The organism is Ureibacillus sp. FSL K6-3587, from assembly GCF_038593165.1.
GTDB classification, from domain to species: domain Bacteria; phylum Bacillota; class Bacilli; order Bacillales_A; family Planococcaceae; genus Ureibacillus; species Ureibacillus suwonensis.
Genome location: NZ_CP151969.1, coordinates 779,916 through 799,804 on the forward strand (window position 1 = coordinate 779,916; position 19,889 = coordinate 799,804).

Annotated in this window: 21 protein-coding genes, 1 pseudogene and 1 riboswitch; of the genes and pseudogenes, 4 read left to right on the forward strand and 18 right to left on the reverse strand. The window is 41.8% G+C overall.

Going from position 1 to position 19,889, the window contains the following annotated elements; genetic code table 11:
- Positions 1-54: 54 nt before the first annotated feature.
- The 15 genes and pseudogenes from NSS77_RS03755 to NSS77_RS03825 form a co-directional block, all read right to left on the reverse strand.
- Positions 55-333, reverse strand: a complete 279-nt coding sequence (locus NSS77_RS03755; RefSeq protein ID WP_342470459.1) for a DUF1292 domain-containing protein — start codon at positions 331-333, stop codon at positions 55-57.
- A 27-nt stretch (positions 334-360) separates the two neighbouring features.
- Positions 361-1,812, reverse strand: a complete 1,452-nt coding sequence (locus NSS77_RS03760) for a YdiU family protein (RefSeq protein WP_342470460.1) — start codon at positions 1,810-1,812, stop codon at positions 361-363.
- A gap of 231 nt (positions 1,813-2,043) precedes the next feature.
- A pseudogene (locus tag NSS77_RS03765) lies at positions 2,044-2,579 on the reverse strand (HAD family hydrolase).
- Positions 2,580-2,641: 62 nt separating this feature from the next.
- Positions 2,642-3,796, reverse strand: a complete 1,155-nt coding sequence (locus tag NSS77_RS03770) for an anti-sigma factor (RefSeq protein WP_342470461.1) — start codon at positions 3,794-3,796, stop codon at positions 2,642-2,644.
- Complete coding sequence (locus NSS77_RS03775) at positions 3,765-4,283, reverse strand: RNA polymerase sigma factor (protein ID WP_342470462.1); 519 nt, start codon at positions 4,281-4,283, stop codon at positions 3,765-3,767. The genes NSS77_RS03770 and NSS77_RS03775 overlap by 32 nt, the downstream gene beginning before the upstream one ends.
- Positions 4,284-4,374: 91 nt before the next feature.
- Positions 4,375-5,379, reverse strand: coding sequence for a DUF1835 domain-containing protein (locus NSS77_RS03780; RefSeq protein ID WP_342470463.1), 1,005 nt, complete (start codon positions 5,377-5,379; stop codon positions 4,375-4,377).
- Entirely contained in the window at positions 5,361-5,606 is a 246-nt protein-coding gene (locus NSS77_RS03785; RefSeq protein ID WP_342470464.1) for a hypothetical protein, read from the reverse strand. Before NSS77_RS03785 ends, NSS77_RS03780 begins: the two co-directional genes overlap by 19 nt.
- An 86-nt stretch (positions 5,607-5,692) precedes the next feature.
- Positions 5,693-5,989, reverse strand: a complete 297-nt coding sequence (locus tag NSS77_RS03790; RefSeq protein WP_096552576.1) for an RNA polymerase alpha subunit C-terminal domain-containing protein — start codon at positions 5,987-5,989, stop codon at positions 5,693-5,695.
- Between the two features lie 4 nt (positions 5,990-5,993).
- Positions 5,994-6,629, reverse strand: coding sequence for a hypothetical protein (locus NSS77_RS03795; RefSeq protein ID WP_096552028.1), 636 nt, complete (start codon positions 6,627-6,629; stop codon positions 5,994-5,996).
- A 148-nt stretch (positions 6,630-6,777) separates the two neighbouring features.
- Entirely contained in the window at positions 6,778-7,566 is a 789-nt protein-coding gene (locus NSS77_RS03800; RefSeq protein WP_342470465.1) for a PhzF family phenazine biosynthesis protein, read from the reverse strand.
- Positions 7,567-7,744: 178 nt separating this feature from the next.
- Entirely contained in the window at positions 7,745-8,809 is a 1,065-nt protein-coding gene (locus NSS77_RS03805; protein ID WP_342470466.1) for a branched-chain amino acid aminotransferase, read from the reverse strand.
- A 340-nt stretch (positions 8,810-9,149) separates the two neighbouring features.
- Positions 9,150-11,279 carry an EAL domain-containing protein gene (locus tag NSS77_RS03810; protein ID WP_342470467.1) on the reverse strand — a complete coding sequence of 710 codons (2,130 nt, stop codon included), beginning with the start codon at positions 11,277-11,279 and terminating at the stop codon, positions 9,150-9,152.
- A 397-nt stretch (positions 11,280-11,676) separates the two neighbouring features.
- Complete coding sequence (locus tag NSS77_RS03815; protein WP_342470468.1) at positions 11,677-11,829, reverse strand: hypothetical protein; 153 nt, start codon at positions 11,827-11,829, stop codon at positions 11,677-11,679.
- A gap of 160 nt (positions 11,830-11,989) precedes the next feature.
- Positions 11,990-12,133 carry a hypothetical protein gene (locus NSS77_RS03820; RefSeq protein ID WP_342470469.1) on the reverse strand — a complete coding sequence of 48 codons (144 nt, stop codon included), beginning with the start codon at positions 12,131-12,133 and terminating at the stop codon, positions 11,990-11,992.
- 143 nt (positions 12,134-12,276) lie between these two features.
- Positions 12,277-12,513 (reverse strand): DUF1450 domain-containing protein, encoded by a 237-nt coding sequence (locus tag NSS77_RS03825; protein WP_342471187.1) that lies wholly within the window; start codon positions 12,511-12,513, stop codon positions 12,277-12,279.
- Between the two features lie 157 nt (positions 12,514-12,670).
- On the opposite strand from NSS77_RS03825, the gene NSS77_RS03830 reads away from it, so the two are divergent.
- A complete protein-coding gene (locus tag NSS77_RS03830; RefSeq protein WP_342470470.1) occupies positions 12,671-13,276 on the forward strand; it encodes a methyltransferase domain-containing protein in 606 nt (201 codons plus the stop codon).
- Here NSS77_RS03830 and NSS77_RS03835 read toward each other — a convergent pair.
- A complete protein-coding gene (locus NSS77_RS03835; RefSeq protein ID WP_342470471.1) occupies positions 13,261-13,455 on the reverse strand; it encodes a hypothetical protein in 195 nt (64 codons plus the stop codon). The two genes, NSS77_RS03830 and NSS77_RS03835, sit on opposite strands and share 16 nt — an antisense overlap.
- A gap of 334 nt (positions 13,456-13,789) precedes the next feature.
- On the opposite strand from NSS77_RS03835, the gene NSS77_RS03840 reads away from it, so the two are divergent.
- Positions 13,790-15,181: an amino acid permease gene (locus NSS77_RS03840; RefSeq protein WP_342470472.1), complete on the forward strand. Its 1,392-nt coding sequence runs from the start codon at positions 13,790-13,792 to the stop codon at positions 15,179-15,181.
- 152 nt (positions 15,182-15,333) lie between these two features.
- On the opposite strand, the gene NSS77_RS03845 is transcribed toward NSS77_RS03840, so the two are convergent.
- Entirely contained in the window at positions 15,334-15,864 is a 531-nt protein-coding gene (locus NSS77_RS03845) for a YceI family protein (protein ID WP_342470473.1), read from the reverse strand.
- 323 nt (positions 15,865-16,187) lie between these two features.
- A riboswitch (glycine riboswitch) is annotated at positions 16,188-16,263 on the forward strand.
- A gap of 75 nt (positions 16,264-16,338) precedes the next feature.
- Between NSS77_RS03845 and NSS77_RS03850 the strand changes: the two genes are divergently transcribed.
- Both NSS77_RS03850 and NSS77_RS03855 read left to right on the forward strand, forming a co-directional pair.
- Positions 16,339-16,608 carry an ACT domain-containing protein gene (locus tag NSS77_RS03850; RefSeq protein ID WP_342470474.1) on the forward strand — a complete coding sequence of 90 codons (270 nt, stop codon included), beginning with the start codon at positions 16,339-16,341 and terminating at the stop codon, positions 16,606-16,608.
- Between the two features lie 14 nt (positions 16,609-16,622).
- A complete protein-coding gene (locus NSS77_RS03855; RefSeq protein WP_342470475.1) occupies positions 16,623-17,984 on the forward strand; it encodes a PFL family protein in 1,362 nt (453 codons plus the stop codon).
- 80 nt (positions 17,985-18,064) lie between these two features.
- Here NSS77_RS03855 and ltrA read toward each other — a convergent pair whose 3' ends face one another.
- Positions 18,065-19,321 carry a group II intron reverse transcriptase/maturase gene (gene ltrA / locus NSS77_RS03860; protein ID WP_342471167.1) on the reverse strand — a complete coding sequence of 419 codons (1,257 nt, stop codon included), beginning with the start codon at positions 19,319-19,321 and terminating at the stop codon, positions 18,065-18,067.
- Positions 19,322-19,889 lie beyond the last annotated feature (568 nt).

The following is a 19,889-nucleotide window of genomic DNA, read 5'->3' on the forward strand; positions in this document are numbered from 1 at the left end:
CCAGAAAATGCAAAATAGAAAGGAGCGCCTATTTTTTTCCGCGCTCCTGAAGATTTACTCATCCATTTCATCCATCTCGTCCATCATCTCATCGAAAGCTTCCGCCACTTTGTCGAATTCTTCATCGGATTCGATTACATCAAAGTCCCCTTCTTCATCCACTTTCAAGAAAAACACTTCGATATCCTCTTCGTTTTCTTCTTGCAAATCATCTGCAAAAGCCACTGCTACATAATCCTGTCCATCAATGGTCAACGCGGCAACGACTTCCACTTCTTCTTCTTGTTCTTCATCCCCAATTGTAAAAACTTCTCCTACTTCGATTTTTTCCATATGGATTCCTCCATTCACTTCCAAAATTTACGTACCACAATAAGTAATATACGGTTCATTTGGATGTACTGGCAATGTACAGTATTCCTCCTGTTCCGCCGAATATGCATAAGGATCGGATAAAATCGATACCAACTTTTTCATCACCGACAAATCGCCCCGTTCCACCGCCGCTTCAAGGGCTTCTTCAACCCGGTGATTGCGCGGAATCACCGAAGGGTTATGTTGCTTCATGATTTTTTCAGTATCGGCCGGGTTTTGTCCTTTTAATCGCGCCTGATACCGTTGATGCCATTGTTGAAATTCCGCTGTTTTGAAGAAAGGTTCCTCCAGTTTTTGCAATGTTAATGCTCTAAAGGTATTGGAATAATCTTGCTCATAGGTTTCCATTAATTCTAGCAAATGCTGTATAAGTTCTTCATCTTCCTCTTTGGCAGAAACGAACCCCAATTTTTTCCGCATACCGTCAAGATAAAGGGATACGTAAAGATCCGGATAGGTTGCAATCGCTTCTTTGGCAAGTCCAACGGCTCTCTCCTTATTTTCATCCAATAGTGGAATGAGCGCCTCTGCCAATCGCGCCAAATTCCAGCCGCCAATTTTCGGTTGATTTCCATAAGCATAGCGGCCATACGTATCAATTGAACTGAAAACCGTTTCCGGATGAAAAATGTCCATGAAGGCGCAAGGACCATAATCGATCGTCTCTCCGCTGATTGCCATATTATCTGTATTCATGACCCCGTGGACAAAGCCGACAAGCTGCCACTTGGATATTAGCGCCGCCTGCTTCTCAATCACTGCTTTTAAAAATGAGAGATACGGATTCGCCTCATTTAAAAGATGCGGGTAGTGCCTTTTTATTGTATAGTCGCAAAGAGCTTGCAAATCTTCCTTTGAGCCGAACATTTTTGCAAATTCAAAAGTACCAACGCGAATGTGGCTTGAAGCGACCCTTGTCAAAATGGCTCCTGGAAGATATTGCTCACGCATGACCGTTTCCCCTGTCGTGACAACGGCCAAACTTCTTGTCGTCGGGATTCCAAGGGCATGCATCGCTTCACTGATGATGTATTCCCTAAGCATCGGGCCAAGAGCCGCCCGACCATCTCCTCCGCGGGAATAGGGGGTTCTACCTGAGCCTTTCAACTGTATATCAAAACGTTGATTTTCTGATGTGACATGCTCTCCTAAAAGAATGGCCCGCCCATCACCAAGCATAGTGAAATAGCCGAATTGATGACCCGCATAGGCTTGGGCAATCGGCTCGGCGCCTTCCGGAATATGGTTTCCCGCAAAGGTTGCAATCCCTTCTTCCGTTTGCAGCGCTTCATTGTCCAAGTTCAGCTCTTCAGCAAGCGGTTCATTGAAGATGACGAGCTTTGGTGATGCCACAGGCGTCGGTTCTTGCCATGTATAAAAAATGGGCGGCAGTTTAATGTAGCTGTTTTGGAAATTCCATCCCGGGTTGAACTTCATTCGAATCGTTCCTTTTTTCTCTTATTTTTGCAATCGTGCGATCGTTTATTCTTCGGTGCAGGATAAATTATTTGCAGTTTAACAAATCAGGATTGAAATGAACACCTTTTTGCTCAAGGAGTTGGATTTTATTCTACTGTTCGGGGACTAGTTGCAAATACTTGCCGGTTTGAGCCAAGTATTTGCAGTGGGTAGCAAATTATCTGCAGCTTTCCGCAATATCCTTGCAGCTTAACAATCATTTTTTTGGGCATCCTTGATGATCCAATCCGCCGCACTTTGCAAATCAGGAAATGCCGCATCGGCCAAAGGATCCTCTTCACCGATAAAAACCGTCTTCGTTCCCGCTTTTTTCCTGCTTGAATGTCCGTATCCGTATCGCCCACCATGTAAGAGTTGGACACATCCACTTGATATTTTTCAGCCAAATCTTCAATCATTTTGGAACCCGGTTTGCGGCAGGCGCATCCCGCTTTTGGTTTATGGGGGCAATAAGCGATATCATGGATAATGGCTCCGTGTTTTTTCAATTCATTCACCATATGCTCATGCACCTTTTGAAGCTGGGATTCCTTCATAAACCCAAGGCCTACTCCCCCCTGATTCGTGACAACAAAAATATAATCAAAATGCTCATTCAATTTGCGGATCGCTTCCGGTACACCCGGCAAAAAATGAAGATCTTTCGGCTTGTTTACAAATTTCACCCGTTCTGTTAACACTTCATTGATGACGCCATCCCGATCCAAAAAAACGGCTGTTTTCATGTTCTCCCCCCTCATTATTATTGTTTACGCAAGGAGCGGAATTCATGAAATGGCAGGCACATTCAATTATAAAGTGCGCCGCCGGTCTGTTTTCCGGTCCAGTTCCAAAAATCCACTTCCCCTAAAGCGGCATAGGTAATATGTTCATTGTCAGCGAGTTTTGCCAACTCTTTTGTCGGCCCCGTCAACACAACCCCATAGCATTTCACGCCATGTTCGTCCACATAATCCAGCATTTCCTTAATGGATTCTTGATCAAAATCCCAAATGACGCGTTTTGCCCAAGTTGCATGTTCCGCCAAAAATGCCAGTCCTTTTTTAAAGGCATCTTCTTTTGTGGCCTTATCGGCTACATTATCACCTAACAGTTTGTACCAAGCGTATTCATGAATGCCCCACAAATCTTCGCCTATACTGACATCAATCGTATCATTGTCCCTTGCCGTACCCGTATCAATGGCATACCAAACAATATCGATATCATAATCCTTGAACAGCCTTTTTACTTCATCAAAGGTATAAACCCCATCCAAACTGACCGCTATCTCTGAAACCGTCCCTTCCGGCAACTTATTCAACGCTTCCCAAGTCTCATCGCCAAGACGATAAACCTCAAGATTTTCTTCATAAGCGCCATTGAGGAAACCAAGTGGATAATGGAAAATTAAGCTTAAATCATATCGGCCGTCCACCCATTCCTTCGATATTCCGTTCAAATAATTCAATATCATTTTTCCATGGTATTTTCCGATATATCGTTCTTCGCTGCCCACACTTTTCTGAAGATCCCCCTGTATATCCGCGTTAAAATAAAAATTCGTACTCGTTCCTGCGCCATCACTATACACATTGGGCAGCGTCATTTGAATCGCCGTTTGAATCACCCGATTGGCTGTCAACCCGGTATTTTTATAATAAAGTCCCGTAACGATCGCCGACCCAATGCTGATGATAAAGAAGAGGCCAAAAACGGTAAATGCAGTGGAAAGTCGATTTTTCCATTTCGCCTTGCGCACAATTTTGCGCTGTTCTATGTAAGATAGCTCCGGAACATTCCAATCCTTTGCCGATATCTTCTTCTGATTGATATGTTCTTCCATTTCCCGTTCGCATTCTTCGCAAGTTTGCAAATGTTCTTCTATGGCCCGTTCTTCTTCATTTGTGCACGTTCCGTTAAGATAATCCTCAAGTTTTTTTCTGACTTCCTCGCAACGCATCCTTCTCACTCCCCTTCATTTTCGTTCGCAGCTGTTTTCTGATTCGGAAAATCGCCACCTTTACATTTGAAATGGGCATCCCGAGGATTTCCGCAATTTCCTGGTAAGAAAATTGGTAATAATCCCTTAAAAGAATGAGGTTTCTCTTATGAACCGGCAAGGCATCAATAAGCGCCAGCCATTCATGGATATGTTGCCGGTTCATGACCGTATCCTCTGTTGCTTCGGTCACTTTTGGATGAACCGTTGTCATATCGCCCACATAGGTCAACCGCTTCTCTTTCCGAATCCAATCAATAAACGTATGATAGGCCACTTTAAACAACCAGGGCCGGATTTGCTCCTCTTTGTAACTTTCAAGATACAGGAAGGCGCGATAGAAGGTTTCCTGCACGATATCTTGAGCCAAGTCCTGATTTCTGCAGAGAGAAAAAATATATCGATACACATCTTGAACATGTAAAACATACATTTGCTCCAAATTCATCGCTTCACTCTCACGCCCTCCTTTCACTATATCCACGTTTAACGCGGAAAAAAGTTACATCAAAAATAAAAAAGGCATGTCTTAACATGCCCTATTGATCGAATGCTTCCTTCAATTTCACTTCATAAAATCTCATTTCGCGGAGTTCACCTTGATACTCCACTTTTCCTTGTGCAATTAACTGGCGCAAGCGATACTCAATCCATTCATCGCTTGTATATTGATCCAGGTGGCCAAGCACCTCTCCAATGACTCTTGCTGCTTTAATGAATTTCTTATTGCCCTGTAGGTTCTTCATCTTTCCGATGATCAATGCATCATCCCGATGGTTTTCCGCACCGAAAATTTGGCCTTTATTGTAAGTCCGCAACACTGCATCGGAATGCAAGCATTCTTCCCCTTCTTTCGCATAAGCCTGTCGCTGTTCTTCCGTCAATTCCTCAAGCTCCCCAAGTTCATAAAAAAGGAGCAACTGCTCAGGGGACAACTCTCCCGTATGCCGAGGAAAATCTTCATGCATTCCATTGTAAAACTTGTGATAGGCATCATACGTATTCAAAACAGACATTTCATTCGTTTTTTCCTTCAATAAGTAGAGCGAAAATCGAAGGCCCGTCCCTTCACTGGCATTTTCACCAGTCCAAATGACCACCCGCTGCTCCGGAGGAATCGAACGGATCTTTTCAAAGGCTTGTTGCATGTTGTTTTTGTACCACTCTGCTTGGTCCTTTTCCCACCGGTAGTTTTCCTTCAACCACTGATACCGTCGCTCAAACCCTTCCGCAGTGTGAAGATGATGTATTGGACCTTCCGCCAAGTTATCTGGCACTTCGATGATTTCCTCCGTTTGTTCGTATGGTGTATCCCGAAAAGCATATCTCAAGCTGCCTGCCGCGGAGCTACCAAATACAATATGTACGGTATGCACATTTTTCCCGGCCGGTGTCTCCATTCTTTTCATAAGCGCTTCTTTTACAGACCGCACAAATTCCGGAAAGTCTCCGTATTCCGAACGTATCAACAGTAAATGCAGCAGGCTTTTTGCTTCCTGTTCGTTTAGTGTGGAAATGGATTTCTTTAATTGAAAAAGTTCCAAATGTCTTCACCTCTCTGAAATTTTGTGGATACAAAAAAGGCGACGGATGCAGCGATCGTCATTAACAGAAACGACCACTTGGAAGTCTCACCGAATGTGACCGTTTGAGTTGAAGCCCCGGTTGAGAAGTTTGGCGTATTAAGGATTGTCAAAATGAAACCGGAGAAAAGTTGGAAAACGGCATAAAGAAGAATGAAACTGATGATAAATACAAGATATTTTTTCATTCTGATCCACCTCAATCGGAAATTATTTCATTTATTTACGCCCAAACATTGCAAAAAGTTTCAAAAAATCCGTAAGGCAGTCTGTTTCATTCTTCTTTGAACCTCAATCCCGCTTCGTCCAATGCCTCTTTCATTCTCACAAGCGCGGTTTTCCCCACGCCGTGAAGGGACATGATTTCCTTTTCCGTGTAGTCCGAGAGTTCTTCCACCGATGTGATGCCTTTCCCTTCCAACGCTCTTCTTGCCGGGGCGGATAAACTGGCAAGGAAGCCTTCCTTTGGTTTCCGTTCCGCCTCGCAAACAGGGCAGCTGTTGCAATCGCTGCTCTTATAAAAACGGTGCCCTTTTTCGCAAATTCTCAACGTCTTTTCTGAAGGTTTCATTCCGTCATTCCTTTCCTGTTTCATTGTTCCAATCCCATTCATCTTCGTCCGACAAAGAAGCCCGAATCAAGTAAAGAAGAGGAACATCCCCATTTTCTTCAATGAATTCTTTCGGGTCTGTCACGTTTGTTCTGAAACTCACAGAATTTCCGTCATCCGCTTCAAAAAACGCCATATATCCCAACACCATGTCTTCGGTAAATTCCATTTTGTCGTTAATGACCGGACCCCATGTTCCCGCACCCAGCTTTTCGTCCGGTTTGGGAATTTGACTGTTTGAAATGGCATAGCCCGATTCATCTGTGATCACTTTGCGCAAGTAAAAATTGTCCCATTCGGAATCTTCCAGAAAGCAGAATAACATTTCCCCCTTGGCATCTTCCGTCATTCCAATTCCAACGCCACCAGCCTTCTCAGCCAACTTCCCATATTCATACCGTTCAACCCATACTCTTAAAAATTTCCCTTTTTCCGCGGAGTATTCATAATAAAAGCTTTTATCGCCCACCACCGCCTTTAACAAGTGATCCCCATCGGAAAAATCTTTTTGCTGAATCATATTTTTCGTTGTCTTCTCCCCATCGCTGCAAGCAACAAGCAACATTGCAACAACGGCCAAAATGAACGCACGGATTTTCACTTTCCCCCATCCCTTCCAGACGAAATGTGAACTTTTAGTAATTATAGATTTTGTTCCCTTATTTTTTCAATAGTCTATTTGCCCAAGGGTAATAAAAAAGAGCCACGGTGAAAAGTTTTTCCTTTTCCACCCTGACTCGCTTTCTGTTTCATCTGATATAAATTTTTCCTTCCAAATAGACAACCGCTTCGCCGGAAATTTTGACCTGTTCCCCTTCATCTTTACAAAACAGTTTTCCTCCCCGTTCAGACAGCTGCAATGCCACAAATTCCTTTTTCTCTAAAATCTTTTTCCAATAAGGGACAAGGGTGCAGTGGGCAGAACCGGTCACCGGATCTTCATGAATCCCGGCTTTTGGCGCAAAAAATCGGGAAACGAAATCCGCCTCTTTCCCCTTTGCTGTGGCAATCACTCCAAAGGCATCCAATTTTTTTAATTCTTCCGCATTGATTTCCAATCTCCTTATATCTTCTTCCGTCTCAAACACCGCCAAATAATCGCGGGCCAAAAAGACTTCTTTCGGTTTTTTCCCTAATCCTTTCACCAATGCTTCCGGAACGTCACAAGCTGTTCCTTCCCGGGATGGGAACGTCATCGTCAGCAATGAATTTTCCTTTGTAACGGTCAACATTCCGCTTTTTGTATGAAACTTCACTACAGCAATCGATGGATTCAGATAGTTGAACACAACAAAGGCCGTTGCCAAGGTTGCATGTCCACACAAATCGATTTCCGTTTTTGGCGTAAACCACCGCAATTCGTATTCTTCCTTTTGGCGATGTACTACAAAAGCCGTTTCCGATAAATTGTTTTCCGCCGCTATTTGCTGCATCACGTTGTCCGGAAGCCATTCCGTAAGAGGAACAACCGCAGCCGGATTTCCTTTAAAGGGCTCGCTTGTAAAAGCATCGACTTGATAAATTGGTATCCCAGGCATTTGAAGTCTCCTCTCTACTTAAAGTTCTTTATCCAATGGAAAACGGACTTCCTTGATATACGATAATAGTCAATCCTCAAGCCATTATGGTCAATCTTTGCAAAATAATAGCCATACGATCGGACGGATGAAAAAACTCGCACCTAATCATTAGATGCGAGCCCAAAGTTAAAAGATATTAAACACGTACAGTCCAGCCGAATGGATCTTCCATTTTTCCGTATTGGATGCCTGTCAATGTATCATACAACATTTGAGACACTTCACCGATTTTGCCGTCATTTACGACAATGTGTTTATCCAAATATTTTAACTCCCCAACTGGAGAAATTACTGCAGCTGTACCAGTTCCGAACACTTCTTCCAATGTACCCTTATCAGCAGCTTCTATTACTTCGTCAATGGTAATGCGGCGCTCTTCCACTGGAATATTTTTGGATTTCAACACTTTGATCATAGAGTCGCGCGTAATACCTGGCAAGATGCTTCCTGTAAGAGCAGGTGTGATCACTTTGCCATCAATTTTGAAGAAGATGTTCATGCTTCCAACCTCTTCAATATAGCGTTTCTCAACACCATCCAACCATAATGTTTGAGCGTATCCTTCTTTTTCCGCATTGAGTTGTCCGATTAATGAACTTGCATAGTTACCGCCGGTTTTCGCTTCTCCGGTACCACCCACAACGGCGCGGACATATTTTTCTTCCACCAAAATTTTCACCGGATTGATACCTTCTTTGTAGTAAGAACCACTTGGAGACATGATAATCATGAATAAGTAGTTTTTGGATGGATGAACACCCAAGAATGGTTCCGTTGCAATAATGAATGGACGGATGTATAAAGATGTGCCTGGTGCATCAGGTACCCAATCACGGTCCACATCCACCAATTTTTTGAGCGCTTCCAATGCAAGTTCTTCGTCCACCGGTGGAATGACAAGACGTTCGTTTGAATGATTCAAGCGTCTGAAGTTCGCGTCCGGACGGAATAGTTGAACGCCTCCGTCTGGTGTGCGGTACGCTTTCAACCCTTCAAACACTGTTTGTCCATAATGGAACACCATGCAGGATGGCTCCAAGCAAATTTTTTGGTAAGGGACAATGCGTGGATCATGCCACCCTTTCCCTTCTGTATAATCCATGATAAACATGTGATCTGTAAAATAGTGCCCAAAGCCAAGCTCGTCCGCAGATGGCTTTTCTTTTGGACTATCGGTTAACTCTATAGTGATTTCTGTCATAATGTAAAGCCCCCAATTATTTTGTCGAATATTCAGAAAAATATTTCTGTTATTAAAATAGTATAATACTTTTATGATTAATTGTTAAAAGAATATTTCGATAAATTATGATTAATTTTCATGGAGAATTGCTGTTTGATGAACTGTTTTTCAATAATAGTATTTATTGTTAAATTTTTTTGATCCATTTCCTTTCAATATTGGCAGATATTCAAATTTAGAAACCGTCTCTCCATAAAAAATATTATCGTCATATAAATTTTGAATCAAAAAGAAAACTCTCCTGCCAATCCATGAGCAGGAGAATTTCATTTAATATGAAAAACCGGGTTTTATAAGTTTATGACGGAATGAAGCCTCTACTTTGAACAAACTCTTCAAATTCTTCCTTTTTCAGCGGACGGCTATAATAAAATCCCTGTCCAAACATGCATCCATCATTTCGTAGCGTTATCACATGCGCCTCATTTTCAATCCCTTCCGCAATCACTTTTAAACCGATTGTATTCGCAAGGTTGATGATGGCTTTCACAATCGCTTTGCTTTCCTCGTTTTTATGGATGTCTTTCACGAAAGATGCATCCACTTTCAACGTGTCAACAGGAAGATGCTTGATATAACTCAACGAGCTGTATCCCGTGCCAAAATCATCTACGGAAATTTGGATGCCCATGTTCCGCAGGCGATTCAACACCGGGATGATGCTGTTCAAATCGGCAAGGATGCTTTCGGTCAATTCAAGTTCCAACAGTTTTGGATTAAACCCTGTATCTTTTAATATTTGTTCCACTTGTTGGACAAAATTCGGATCTTGCAATTGACGAACGGATACATTAACAGCCACGGTCAATTGTCCAAACCCCTTATTTTGCCACTCTCTTCCTTGTCGGCAACTTTCTTTTAAAATCCATTCTCCCAGCGGCACAATCAATCCGGTCGCCTCAGCAAGGGAAATAAATTTTCCAGGTGGTATCGCCCCCAGATCCGGATGATTCCAGCGGACAAGCGCTTCCACTCCAACCAGCTGATTATTTTGAATATTGATTTTTGGTTGATATTCCAAAAAGAATTGATGTTCGTTCAATCCTTTTCTCATGGCGTTTTCGATAATGCGGCGTTCCAGTGACACATTTTCCAATTGCCTGTCGTAAATGGCATAGTTGTCTTTGCTGTTTCGCTTCACTTCAGATAGTGCCGCATCCGCATTTTTTATCAGTTCTTCAGGACTCTTGCCGTGTTCGGGATAAAACGCAATACCAATACTGCAAGTGATGGCATACTCTTTTCCATTCAAATGGATCGGTAATCGAAACTTCTCCATAATTTTGCGCACAATGTTCATCGTATCTTCTTCATTCTCTATCCCTTTCAACAGAACAATGAATTCATCGCCGCTCATCCTTGCCACAACATCTTTCTCGCGAATTGCTCCTTTGATGTTGTTGGCCGCATTCACAATGACCAGATCCCCTATGTCGTGTCCCTGTTGATCATTGATCAGCTTGAAATTATCCAAATCGATGAACAATAGGGCAAACTTTTCTTTTGCCAATTGGATATCCAACACATAGGAACGGAGCTCTTTCATAAAGTTGGAGCGGTTCGGCAAGTTCGTTAAACTGTCATAATAAGCCAAATGATAAAGATTTTGTTCCACTTCTTTTCGAATGCTGATGTCGCTCATGGCGATCAGAATGAATTTTTTCGAAGAAGGTTCATCATCATAAATGATTTTAATGTTGGCTTCTACATCGATATACCTTCCTTCCCCATGGAGCAATCGAAATTCCTGCTTGGTTGAAGTTTTTCTTCCTCCATTTTTTAACAAATTTTGAATTTCCCTTTTTATTGAATCCAAATCTTTAATGTGGATCAGATCAAACATATTTTGTTGTCCCAGTGTCTTCAAATCGTAATGCAAGAGGAGGTTGAAGGTCGGCGAAATATAGTGAAATTTCCCTTCTTCATCGATCAATGCCACAAAATTATCGGAATGCTCCGCAATCAGTTCGTATTTTTTGTAGCTCTGCTTCAGCTCTTCTTCCAATTCCTTCTCTTTCGTGATATCCGTTCGAATAGACATATATTTATAAGGTTTTCCCTTTTCATTTAAAAAAGGGATGATGGTCGAATGAACCCAATAATAAGTTCCATCTTTCTTTTTATTTTTTATTTCTCCCCTCCAAATATTTCCTCTTCCGATTTCACTCCACATCCGTTTAAAAAATTCCTTTGGGTGATAACCGGAATTGATGATCCGGTGGGTTTTGCCAATCAATTCTTCCCGGGAAAACTGGGTGATTTCGCAAAAGAGATCGTTTGCATATGTAATTCTTCCTTGGGCATCTGTAACTGCGACGATGGAAGTTTTATCTATGGCATATTTCAGTTCTCTCAATTCTTTCAACTCTTGCAGCAATCGTTGTATTTCATCGGATTGCCCAAAGCTTTTCGAAATATTTTCATTCATAAATGATTAATGCTCCTTTATGTAAATAAAAAATATATCCAAAATACTATTTACTTCAATTCTTACTGAAACATTCCTGGGAAACGTGCGATTTTTTTACTATTTAATATAAATATACTACAACATGGAGATAATAAAAATTCTAATGTAAAAAATATTTTATTAAATTTGTCGAATTTTTTTCATTAATTTTCACTTTTTTAATTCCACATTCACAACTTTTTTCAATCAAAAATGGAAATGAATATATTTTATCCTTTTGATAGGACTTTTTACATAACGAGTGGTTCTGATTTTTTAACATAAAAAAAGCTGTACCGCAAGGAGGCGGACAGCCATAGAAAAGAGAGGTTATGTGGTTAAAGTTGCAGTTTTAATGTGTGCGATACGGGAGAATTTATTCCTTGTCAGAAGAGGGGTTTACAACGTTCTTTAGCTCCTCCCGCAAAGCTTTCACTTCATTCTCAAGCCGGTCAATTTTTTCATGCAATGGTTGGAACGCTTGCTCCAACATGACTTTTAAACGTTCTGCTTTGTCGTGTTGTTCCATGGATTTCTCCTCCAATATTATAGTATGGACTACGCTTAAAAGAAGTATTTCTTTTACATCTTTTATTTTACAACAGATTGATTAAAAAAACTGGTTTTTCCCGAAATCTTCATGCGTTTGTCATATTTTTTTGAATTAAAAAAACGCTTAAGGTTCTCCCTTAAACGTCCACTCCGTACAAAAAAGAATAAATGAAACCGTAAATAACACTGACAATCGATGCGACGATTACAAACATCCCGAAGAAATATAATGCTTCGATCAGGAGCTGTTCAAATCCGTAGCCCACGGGATAATATCCCATAACTTCCCCTCCGTTGCAGAAAATTCGTTCACACTTTGATATATGCAAAAAGGATTGAACTGTTACTTGCGGATTGTTCAAAGCCCATCAAAAAAAGCGGCCAATCCATGGTTCATTGGCCGCCAATTTTCGTACACTTTTTTCTATTTAATCGGATTTAAACTCAATTCTTCCTCGATTTTCTCCAGCAATTCTTTGGCGCTGTCCGCCACAACCGGTTCGCCGTTGACAAGGGCATAATAATGACACTCGCAAATTTCACAATAGGAATTGCAACCCGAATCTTCCACAACGACATCTTCCCGCTGTTCCAACACATCATAAACATCCGGATGGGCATAAGCTTCGTTCGATACGCAAAATTCCACCCTGTTTTTCAATGGTTCGCTTTTCCGGCCAAACAAACTTTTTAACATATGCGCTCTCCTCACTATGTAAAACAATTGCTGATTCAATTATACTATGTTCATAAACGTTCAACCAATGATCCGTTCGGAAAGTTCCGTTATTTTTTAAAAAGTTGGGGGGAAAATTATCATGAACGACGCGGAATTTGATCGATTTCTTCATATTGAAACCTGCGGGATAAAAAACGGCATTTACCAATCCCCCCATTACAACCGTTATGAGCCCACCCCTTATTCCGCCCTGGAGGAATTATTGAAGCATTATACCATCGACGAAAACGACACCATTATTGACTTTGGATGCGGTTTGGGGAGAGTTGGCATTTTTCTTCATTACAAAACCAATGCGTCAATCATAGGCATTGATATGAACGAACAATTTATCAAAGAAGCGATCAAAAACCGGGAACATTTTTGCAAAAAATTCCGGAAAAAGGAAGAAGGAATGCACTTTCTTTGCTGCCTTGCCGAAGAATACCAGATCCAACCGGCGGAAAATAAATTTTATTTTTTTAATCCCTTCTCCTTGCCGATTTTCATGAAAGTGCTGCATCATATCATGCGCTCGACGGAAGAAAAGAAACATACGGTGGATGTGATTTTATATTATCCATCCCTCGACTACCTGGATTATTTGAACCGCTATACCCCTTTTGAGAAGTTGAAGGAGATTCCAATCCCGTCACTTCACGAAAAAGTGTGGAACGAACGTTTTGTCATTTATCGTTTGCAATAAAAGCCATTGTCTTCTAATGATTCTAATGGCTTTTTTATTTTTGGCTTTTCTTGCAGAATGATTCCTCCAAAAATGACCGTGCAACCGACGATGGAAATCACCAAGGAAAAAGATGTCCATTTGGCCATTAAAACCCCGAACAACAATAGAAATAAGCCGATCCATATCATCAAATTCATTGCTGCCCATCCCCTTTTTTTCAGCTCTTATTCTTCTATAACATTTCCCTTATCTTATGAGAACTTCTTTCAAAACATGTCCCGCTGTTATGTTTAAGCCACAAAAAGTTGGACAACTTAATTACGGAAGATGTTTTGATGTAAAACCCGGCAAAAAATCATTATTTTTGTATAATAATGGAATTGAATAATTATCAGAAATTTATTAATAAATTAAAAATTATTACTTTTTGATTCTTCAACACTTCAACGCGAAAAAGTGTTATACTTATACCGCTTTTGCGTTTTTAGAAATATCAAAATATTATTATATCAATATAGGAATGGATGGTTTATGAAAAATCAATTATTTCGGAAATTACCATTGGATCAGTTGTTGAATAAACAAGGCACGGCACATTTTAATAAATCGATGAATGCTTCTGATTTAATCGCTCTTGGGGTTGGAGCAGTTGTCGGCACAGGAATTTTCATTTTGCCTGGTACGGTGGCCGCTGAACATGCAGGCCCCGCCATTGTTTTTTCGTTTATTTTCGCGGCGATTGTATGCGCTTTTTCCGCCCTTTGTTATTCCGAATTGTCTTCAGCAATTCCGGTTGCCGGCAGCGCATATACATATTCATACGTCATTTTCGGCGAGCTCATTGCCTGGATTATCGGATGGAGCCTACTGCTGGAATACGGGCTGGCTGTTGCGGCAGTGGCAACCGGTTGGTCCGCATACTTCCAATCCCTCATTGAAGGGTTTGGAATTCATGTACCTAAAGCTCTGTCCGGACCATTAAATCCATCCGAAGGCACCTTTATCAATTTGCCGGCGATTTTCATCATCGTCCTTTTGGCCGCCATTTTATCTTTGGGGATCAGAGAATCCAACCGCTTGAATAAAATCATGGTGTTCATTAAACTGGGGATCATTTTGCTGTTTATTTTCGTCGGAGTGTTTTATGTGAAGCCTGAAAACTGGCAACCATTCGCTCCGTTTGGCTTTAAGGGGATTTTGACGGGTGCGGCATTGGTGATTTTTGCGTATTTGGGGTTTGACAGCGTGTCCTCTGCTGCGGAAGAAGTCAAAAATCCACAGCGGAATATGCCGATTGGAATTATCGGAACCCTTGTGATTTGTACAATTTTGTATGTGGCTGTTTCCCTCGTTTTAACGGGAATGGTCCCATATACGGAATTGAATGTCGGAAACCCTGTTGCCTACGCGATGGAATTGGCAAATCTGGATTGGGTGTTTGGAATCATTTCCCTCGGTGCGGTAATCAGCATGATGACGGTCATTTTCGTGATGATGTATGGAGGGACCCGTTTAGTGTACTCCTTCGCCCGGGACGGAATGCTTCCAAAAGTGCTGTCAGAAATCCACCCACGACTTAAAATTCCATTGAAAAACACATGGATTTATGCGCTGTTTGTATCTATTTTCGCCGGTTTCATACCAATCGATAAATTGGCGGAGCTTGTAAATATCGGAACTTTAGTCGCTTTTGCCGCTGTTTCCATCGGCGTCATCTATGTTAGAAAAATGAAAATTCCAGGATTGAAAGACGGATTTAAAGTGCCTTTATATCCAATTGTGCCGATTCTGTCATTTATCCTTTGCGTATTCATGATTACCCAATTATCTTCCTTCACAATGTTCACCTGCTTCATTTGGATGTTGATCGGTTTATTCGTCTATTTTGTGTATGGAAGAAAGCATAGCATATTGAATAAATAACGAAGAAAAGAGTGGATGAAGAAAATGATGGTTTTCTCACCCACTCTTTTTTCTTTGCACAATGGTTCGGCTTGATTTGAACCGGCACCTCCTTACAGCGGTTCTACATATAAAAAAGCCGACTCCAATAGGAATCGGCCATTGATAATACTTCAGTTTGCAGGGTTCACTTCCAATTCGGCTTTGATCTTCACGTCTTTTCCTACCAGCACGCCACCTGTTTCAAGCACTGCGTTCCAAGTAAGTCCGAAATCTTCACGATTGATTTTTGTTTCCGCCTCAAAGCCGTACACTTCAACGCCCCAAGGGTTTTTTCCTTTACCGTTGAATTCCACTTCAAATGTTACCGGTTTTGTGACATCTTTAATCGTCAAGTTTCCTGTCACTTCATATTCGCTATCGCCTGTTTTCTTGATTTCCGTTGATTGGAATGTGATTTTAGGATATTTTTCCGCATCAAAGAAGTCTGCAGATTTCAAATGATTATCCCGATCTTCCAATTTTGTATTGATGCTTGCCACATCAAAAGCGAATGAAATCTTTGCATTTGTAAGATCTGTCAAATCGTCCGCTTCAATTTCCGCATCATAAGAATCAAAATGCCCTCTCACTTTTGATACCATCATATGTTTCACTTCAAAACCAATTTCTGAGTGAGCTTTGTCAATAACCCATTTCGCCATTTTTCATTCCTCCTGATTTACTTTATTCTGAATCCGAGATATTTATGAATATTTATCTTGAAGTTCATTATTTTGAATTCGAGATAAATATATCATGCATTAATTTTTTTGTCAATGGATTCAAACCCATTTTTCTGACTCATACTTTAGTAAATTTATTCCCGGTTTGAGCGGAAAAAAACATTCATCCCCCCTCCTTACGGTCAAAATTTTTAAAAATTTCAGTGTATCTTAGTTGACCATTTTCGACAAAGGTGTTAGTATCGTCTAGTATTGGAATTAAATAGGTGTAGCGATGAATGCTGTGGGTAACACTACAGTCAGGAGCAGCTTCTGGAGAGACCACATCTGTGGCGCCGAAGGATTCACAATCTCAGGCAAAAGGACAGAAGAATGATAATACCGTTATTGTTCTTATGCTTTTGAGATTGGGAAACCAATCTCTTTTTTATTACATCAATAGAGGTGAAACATATGAGAAAAGCAATTGTCAGCGTTATCGGAAAAGACCAGGTTGGAATTATCGCAAAAGTGACAACTGTACTTGCAGATCGAAACATCAACATTTTAGATATCAGCCAAACGATTTTACAAGATTTCTTCACCATGATGATGGTCATTGACGTGACAAATTTAAAAGATCTTGAATCCTTGCAGCAGGAACTCAATGAACTTGGAAAATCAATCGGTGTTGTCATTACTGTACAACTTGAAGAAATTTTCAGGGCAATGCATCGCGTGTGAAAGGACGTGCAAACATGAACTTTGAAATTCATGAAATGTTGGAAACCATCCGGATGGTCCGGACAGAAAATTTGGACATCCGTACAGTGACAATGGGAATCAATTTACGGGATTGCGCGGATTCCGATTTCGATAAAATGAAACAAAAAATCTATGATAAAATCACCCATTACGCAAAGGATTTAAAACCTACCGCTGAAAAAGTGGCAAAAGAATACGGCATCCCGATCATCAATAAACGGATTGCCGTGACGCCAATCGCCGATCTTCTAGGCAATGCGACAAAAGAACAGGCTGTGGAACTTGCAAAAACATTGGACCGCGCCGCCGTTACCCTTGGCATCGATTTTATCGGCGGTTATTCCGCCCTTGTGCACAAAGGGATTGCGAAGGGAGATCAAGTGTTATTTGATGCTCTTCCAGAAGCCTTGGCATCCACTGAGCGGGTTTGCGCTTCCGTTTCTGTCGGCACAACCAAAGCCGGCATCAATATGGATGCTGTACGTCAAATGGGCGAAATCATCAAAGAAACGGCTGAACTGACAAAAGAACAGTCCGGCCTTGGCTGCGCAAAACTGGTGGTGTTCTGCAACCCCGTGGAAGATAATCCGTTTATGGCCGGCGCTTTCCTCGGATCCGGTGAAGGAGAAGTCGTACTCAATGTCGGCGTTTCCGGTCCGGGGGTAGTACTCAATGCATTGAAACGTTATCCGGATGCGGATTTGGGAGAAGTGGCCGAAATCATCAAGAAAACCGCCTTTAAAATTACCCGTGCCGGAGAGTTGATCGGACGAGAAGTGGCAAAACGTTTAGGCGTTCCGTTCGGCATAATGGACTTGTCCCTTGCACCAACGAATGCGATGAACGATAGTGTGGCTGAAATTCTTGAAGAAATTGGCCTTGAGCGTGTTGGAACCCACGGCACCATTGCCGCCCTTGCCTTAATGAATGATGCGGTGAAAAAAGGTGGTGCCATGGCTTCATCCTATGTGGGCGGTTTAAGCGGCGCCTTCATCCCAGTCAGCGAAGATAACGGCATGATCCGTGGAATTGAAGAAGGCGCATTATCGCTATCCAAGTTAGAAGCAATGACATGTGTATGTTCCGTCGGTCTTGACATGATTGCCATCACGGGCGACGCACCTGCCAGCACCATTTCCGCAATGATTGCCGATGAAGCGGCCATCGGAATGATCAATAAAAAAACGACTGCTGTCCGTGTCATCCCTGTGCCTGGAGCGAAAGAAGGCGACATGGTGGAATTCGGAGGCCTTTTGGGAAGAGCACCTGTCATCGGGGTCAATCCGTTCAGCTCCGACAAAATCATTCGCCGTGGCGGACGCATTCCGGCCCCTTTGCAAGCATTGGGAAATTAAATCGAGTAGGAGGGAGCGATTAACTCCCGTCCTCTCACACCACCGTACGTACGGTTCCGTATACGGCGGTTCAATTAAGATCATTGACGCAAGTTTTCATAACGAGCTTCAAGACTTTCCAACCCTTGGTTTCTCCAATAGGAGTTACCAAGGGTTCTGTGTAATATTGGACTATTTGAAATACGCCAATAACTCTTCCGAGTATTTCCCCATTCATACGCTTGCCATTGTGGTACGCCAAGCTGAATAAGGTTGCGTGTCTTTGTTTTCGGTTTCTTCCAGTTCTTCCATAGACACATTCGAAGTCTTCTACGAATCCATTTATCTAATTCAAGGAATATAGATTTGGTGTCTGCTAACGCAAAATATCCACACCATCCCACTAGATATTGATTCAGTTTCTGAATGCGGTATTCCATCGGGTAGGGCATCTTGCGTGATGTGATTTCACGAACTTTATTCTTCATTCGTTTAAGGCTTTCTTTTGCGATACGAACCTTTGGCTCTTTATGATAGGTAAAGCTAAATCCTAGAAACTTACGTTTCCATGGACGGTCGACCGCTGATTTCTTTTCATTTACTTTCAGTCGTAGTTTTCCTTCAATGAATCGTTGAATGCTTGCCATTGTGCGAAGTCCTGCTCGTTTACTTTTCACGTAAATGTTACAGTCATCCGCATATCGAACGAATTTGTGTCCTCTTCTTTCCAATTCTTTATCTAGTTCATCTAGTACAATGTTAGATAGTAGCGGACTTAATGGTCCTCCTTGTGGAGTTCCTTCTAATGTGCTTGACACCACACCATTAATCATGACTCCCGATTGTAAATACTTACGAATCAATTTCAGTAATGGTTTATCTTGGATTCTCTTCGCGAGTGTACCCATTAATCTGTCATGGTTGACCTTATCAAAGAATTTCTCCAAGTCCATATCTACAACCCATCGATGTCCATCTCTTATATATTCTTTCGCTTTCTTCACCGCATCATGGGCACTTCGGTTTGGTCTAAATCCGTAGCTGTTTTCAGAGAATGTAGGGTCATACACTTTTGAAAGTACTTGGGCGATTGCTTGTTGAATCAAACGGTCTGTTACGGTAGGGATTCCTAGTAAACGAACACCGCCGTCAGGTTTCGGGATTTCGACTCTGCGGACTGGCATTGGTTCATAAGTTCCCTTGAGAATTGCCTCCTTAATAGATAGCCAGTTTTCGACTATGTGCTGTCGTAGGTTTTGTACGGGCATCATATCTACTCCGTGGCTTCCTTTATTCTGTTCTACACGTTTTAGTGCTTGAAGCATGTTCTCCCGTGACAGGATTTGATTCAAAAGCATCGTTATTCTCCTTCCGTGAATAGCTGTTCTCTTTATGCCAGTGGTCACTCCACCCTCCAAGAGGTCCCCCACGGGATTCACCGCTTCCTTCCTCAAGTGAGGTACTACGTTTTCTGTTTTCATCATGACTCACTGAATGCCAAGGGCTATTCTCTCTTAATTGTTCGGTCCTTCTTAGTTGTTCTAGACCAACTAATACTATGACCTCTGCTGACTTCTGACGGTTCAGCTACTTATCACTAAGTAGGTTATGAAGCGTACTTCACCTATCCGCCAGACCTCCCCGGGTAAGTACATGCACTTTCACACCATCTATCCGCCTCATCTACTCGATATGACCTTCGACAGAAAGAGCTTTGTTTTGTTTTGCAAACTCACTCAATCATACCTAGCCTTATATGAGGTTCGTGTTCCTCGGACCGGTGTTTTGCCTCCAGCTTCCTTCAGATTCCGCGTCACCACGGACACCCTTGCTCTTGGCTAACCTCTACTTCTGTCTTCGGGGTTCGGGACTTACACCCTATAGTTCATGTACATGCCGGGCGCACAAAGAAAAAGAGCGAAAATT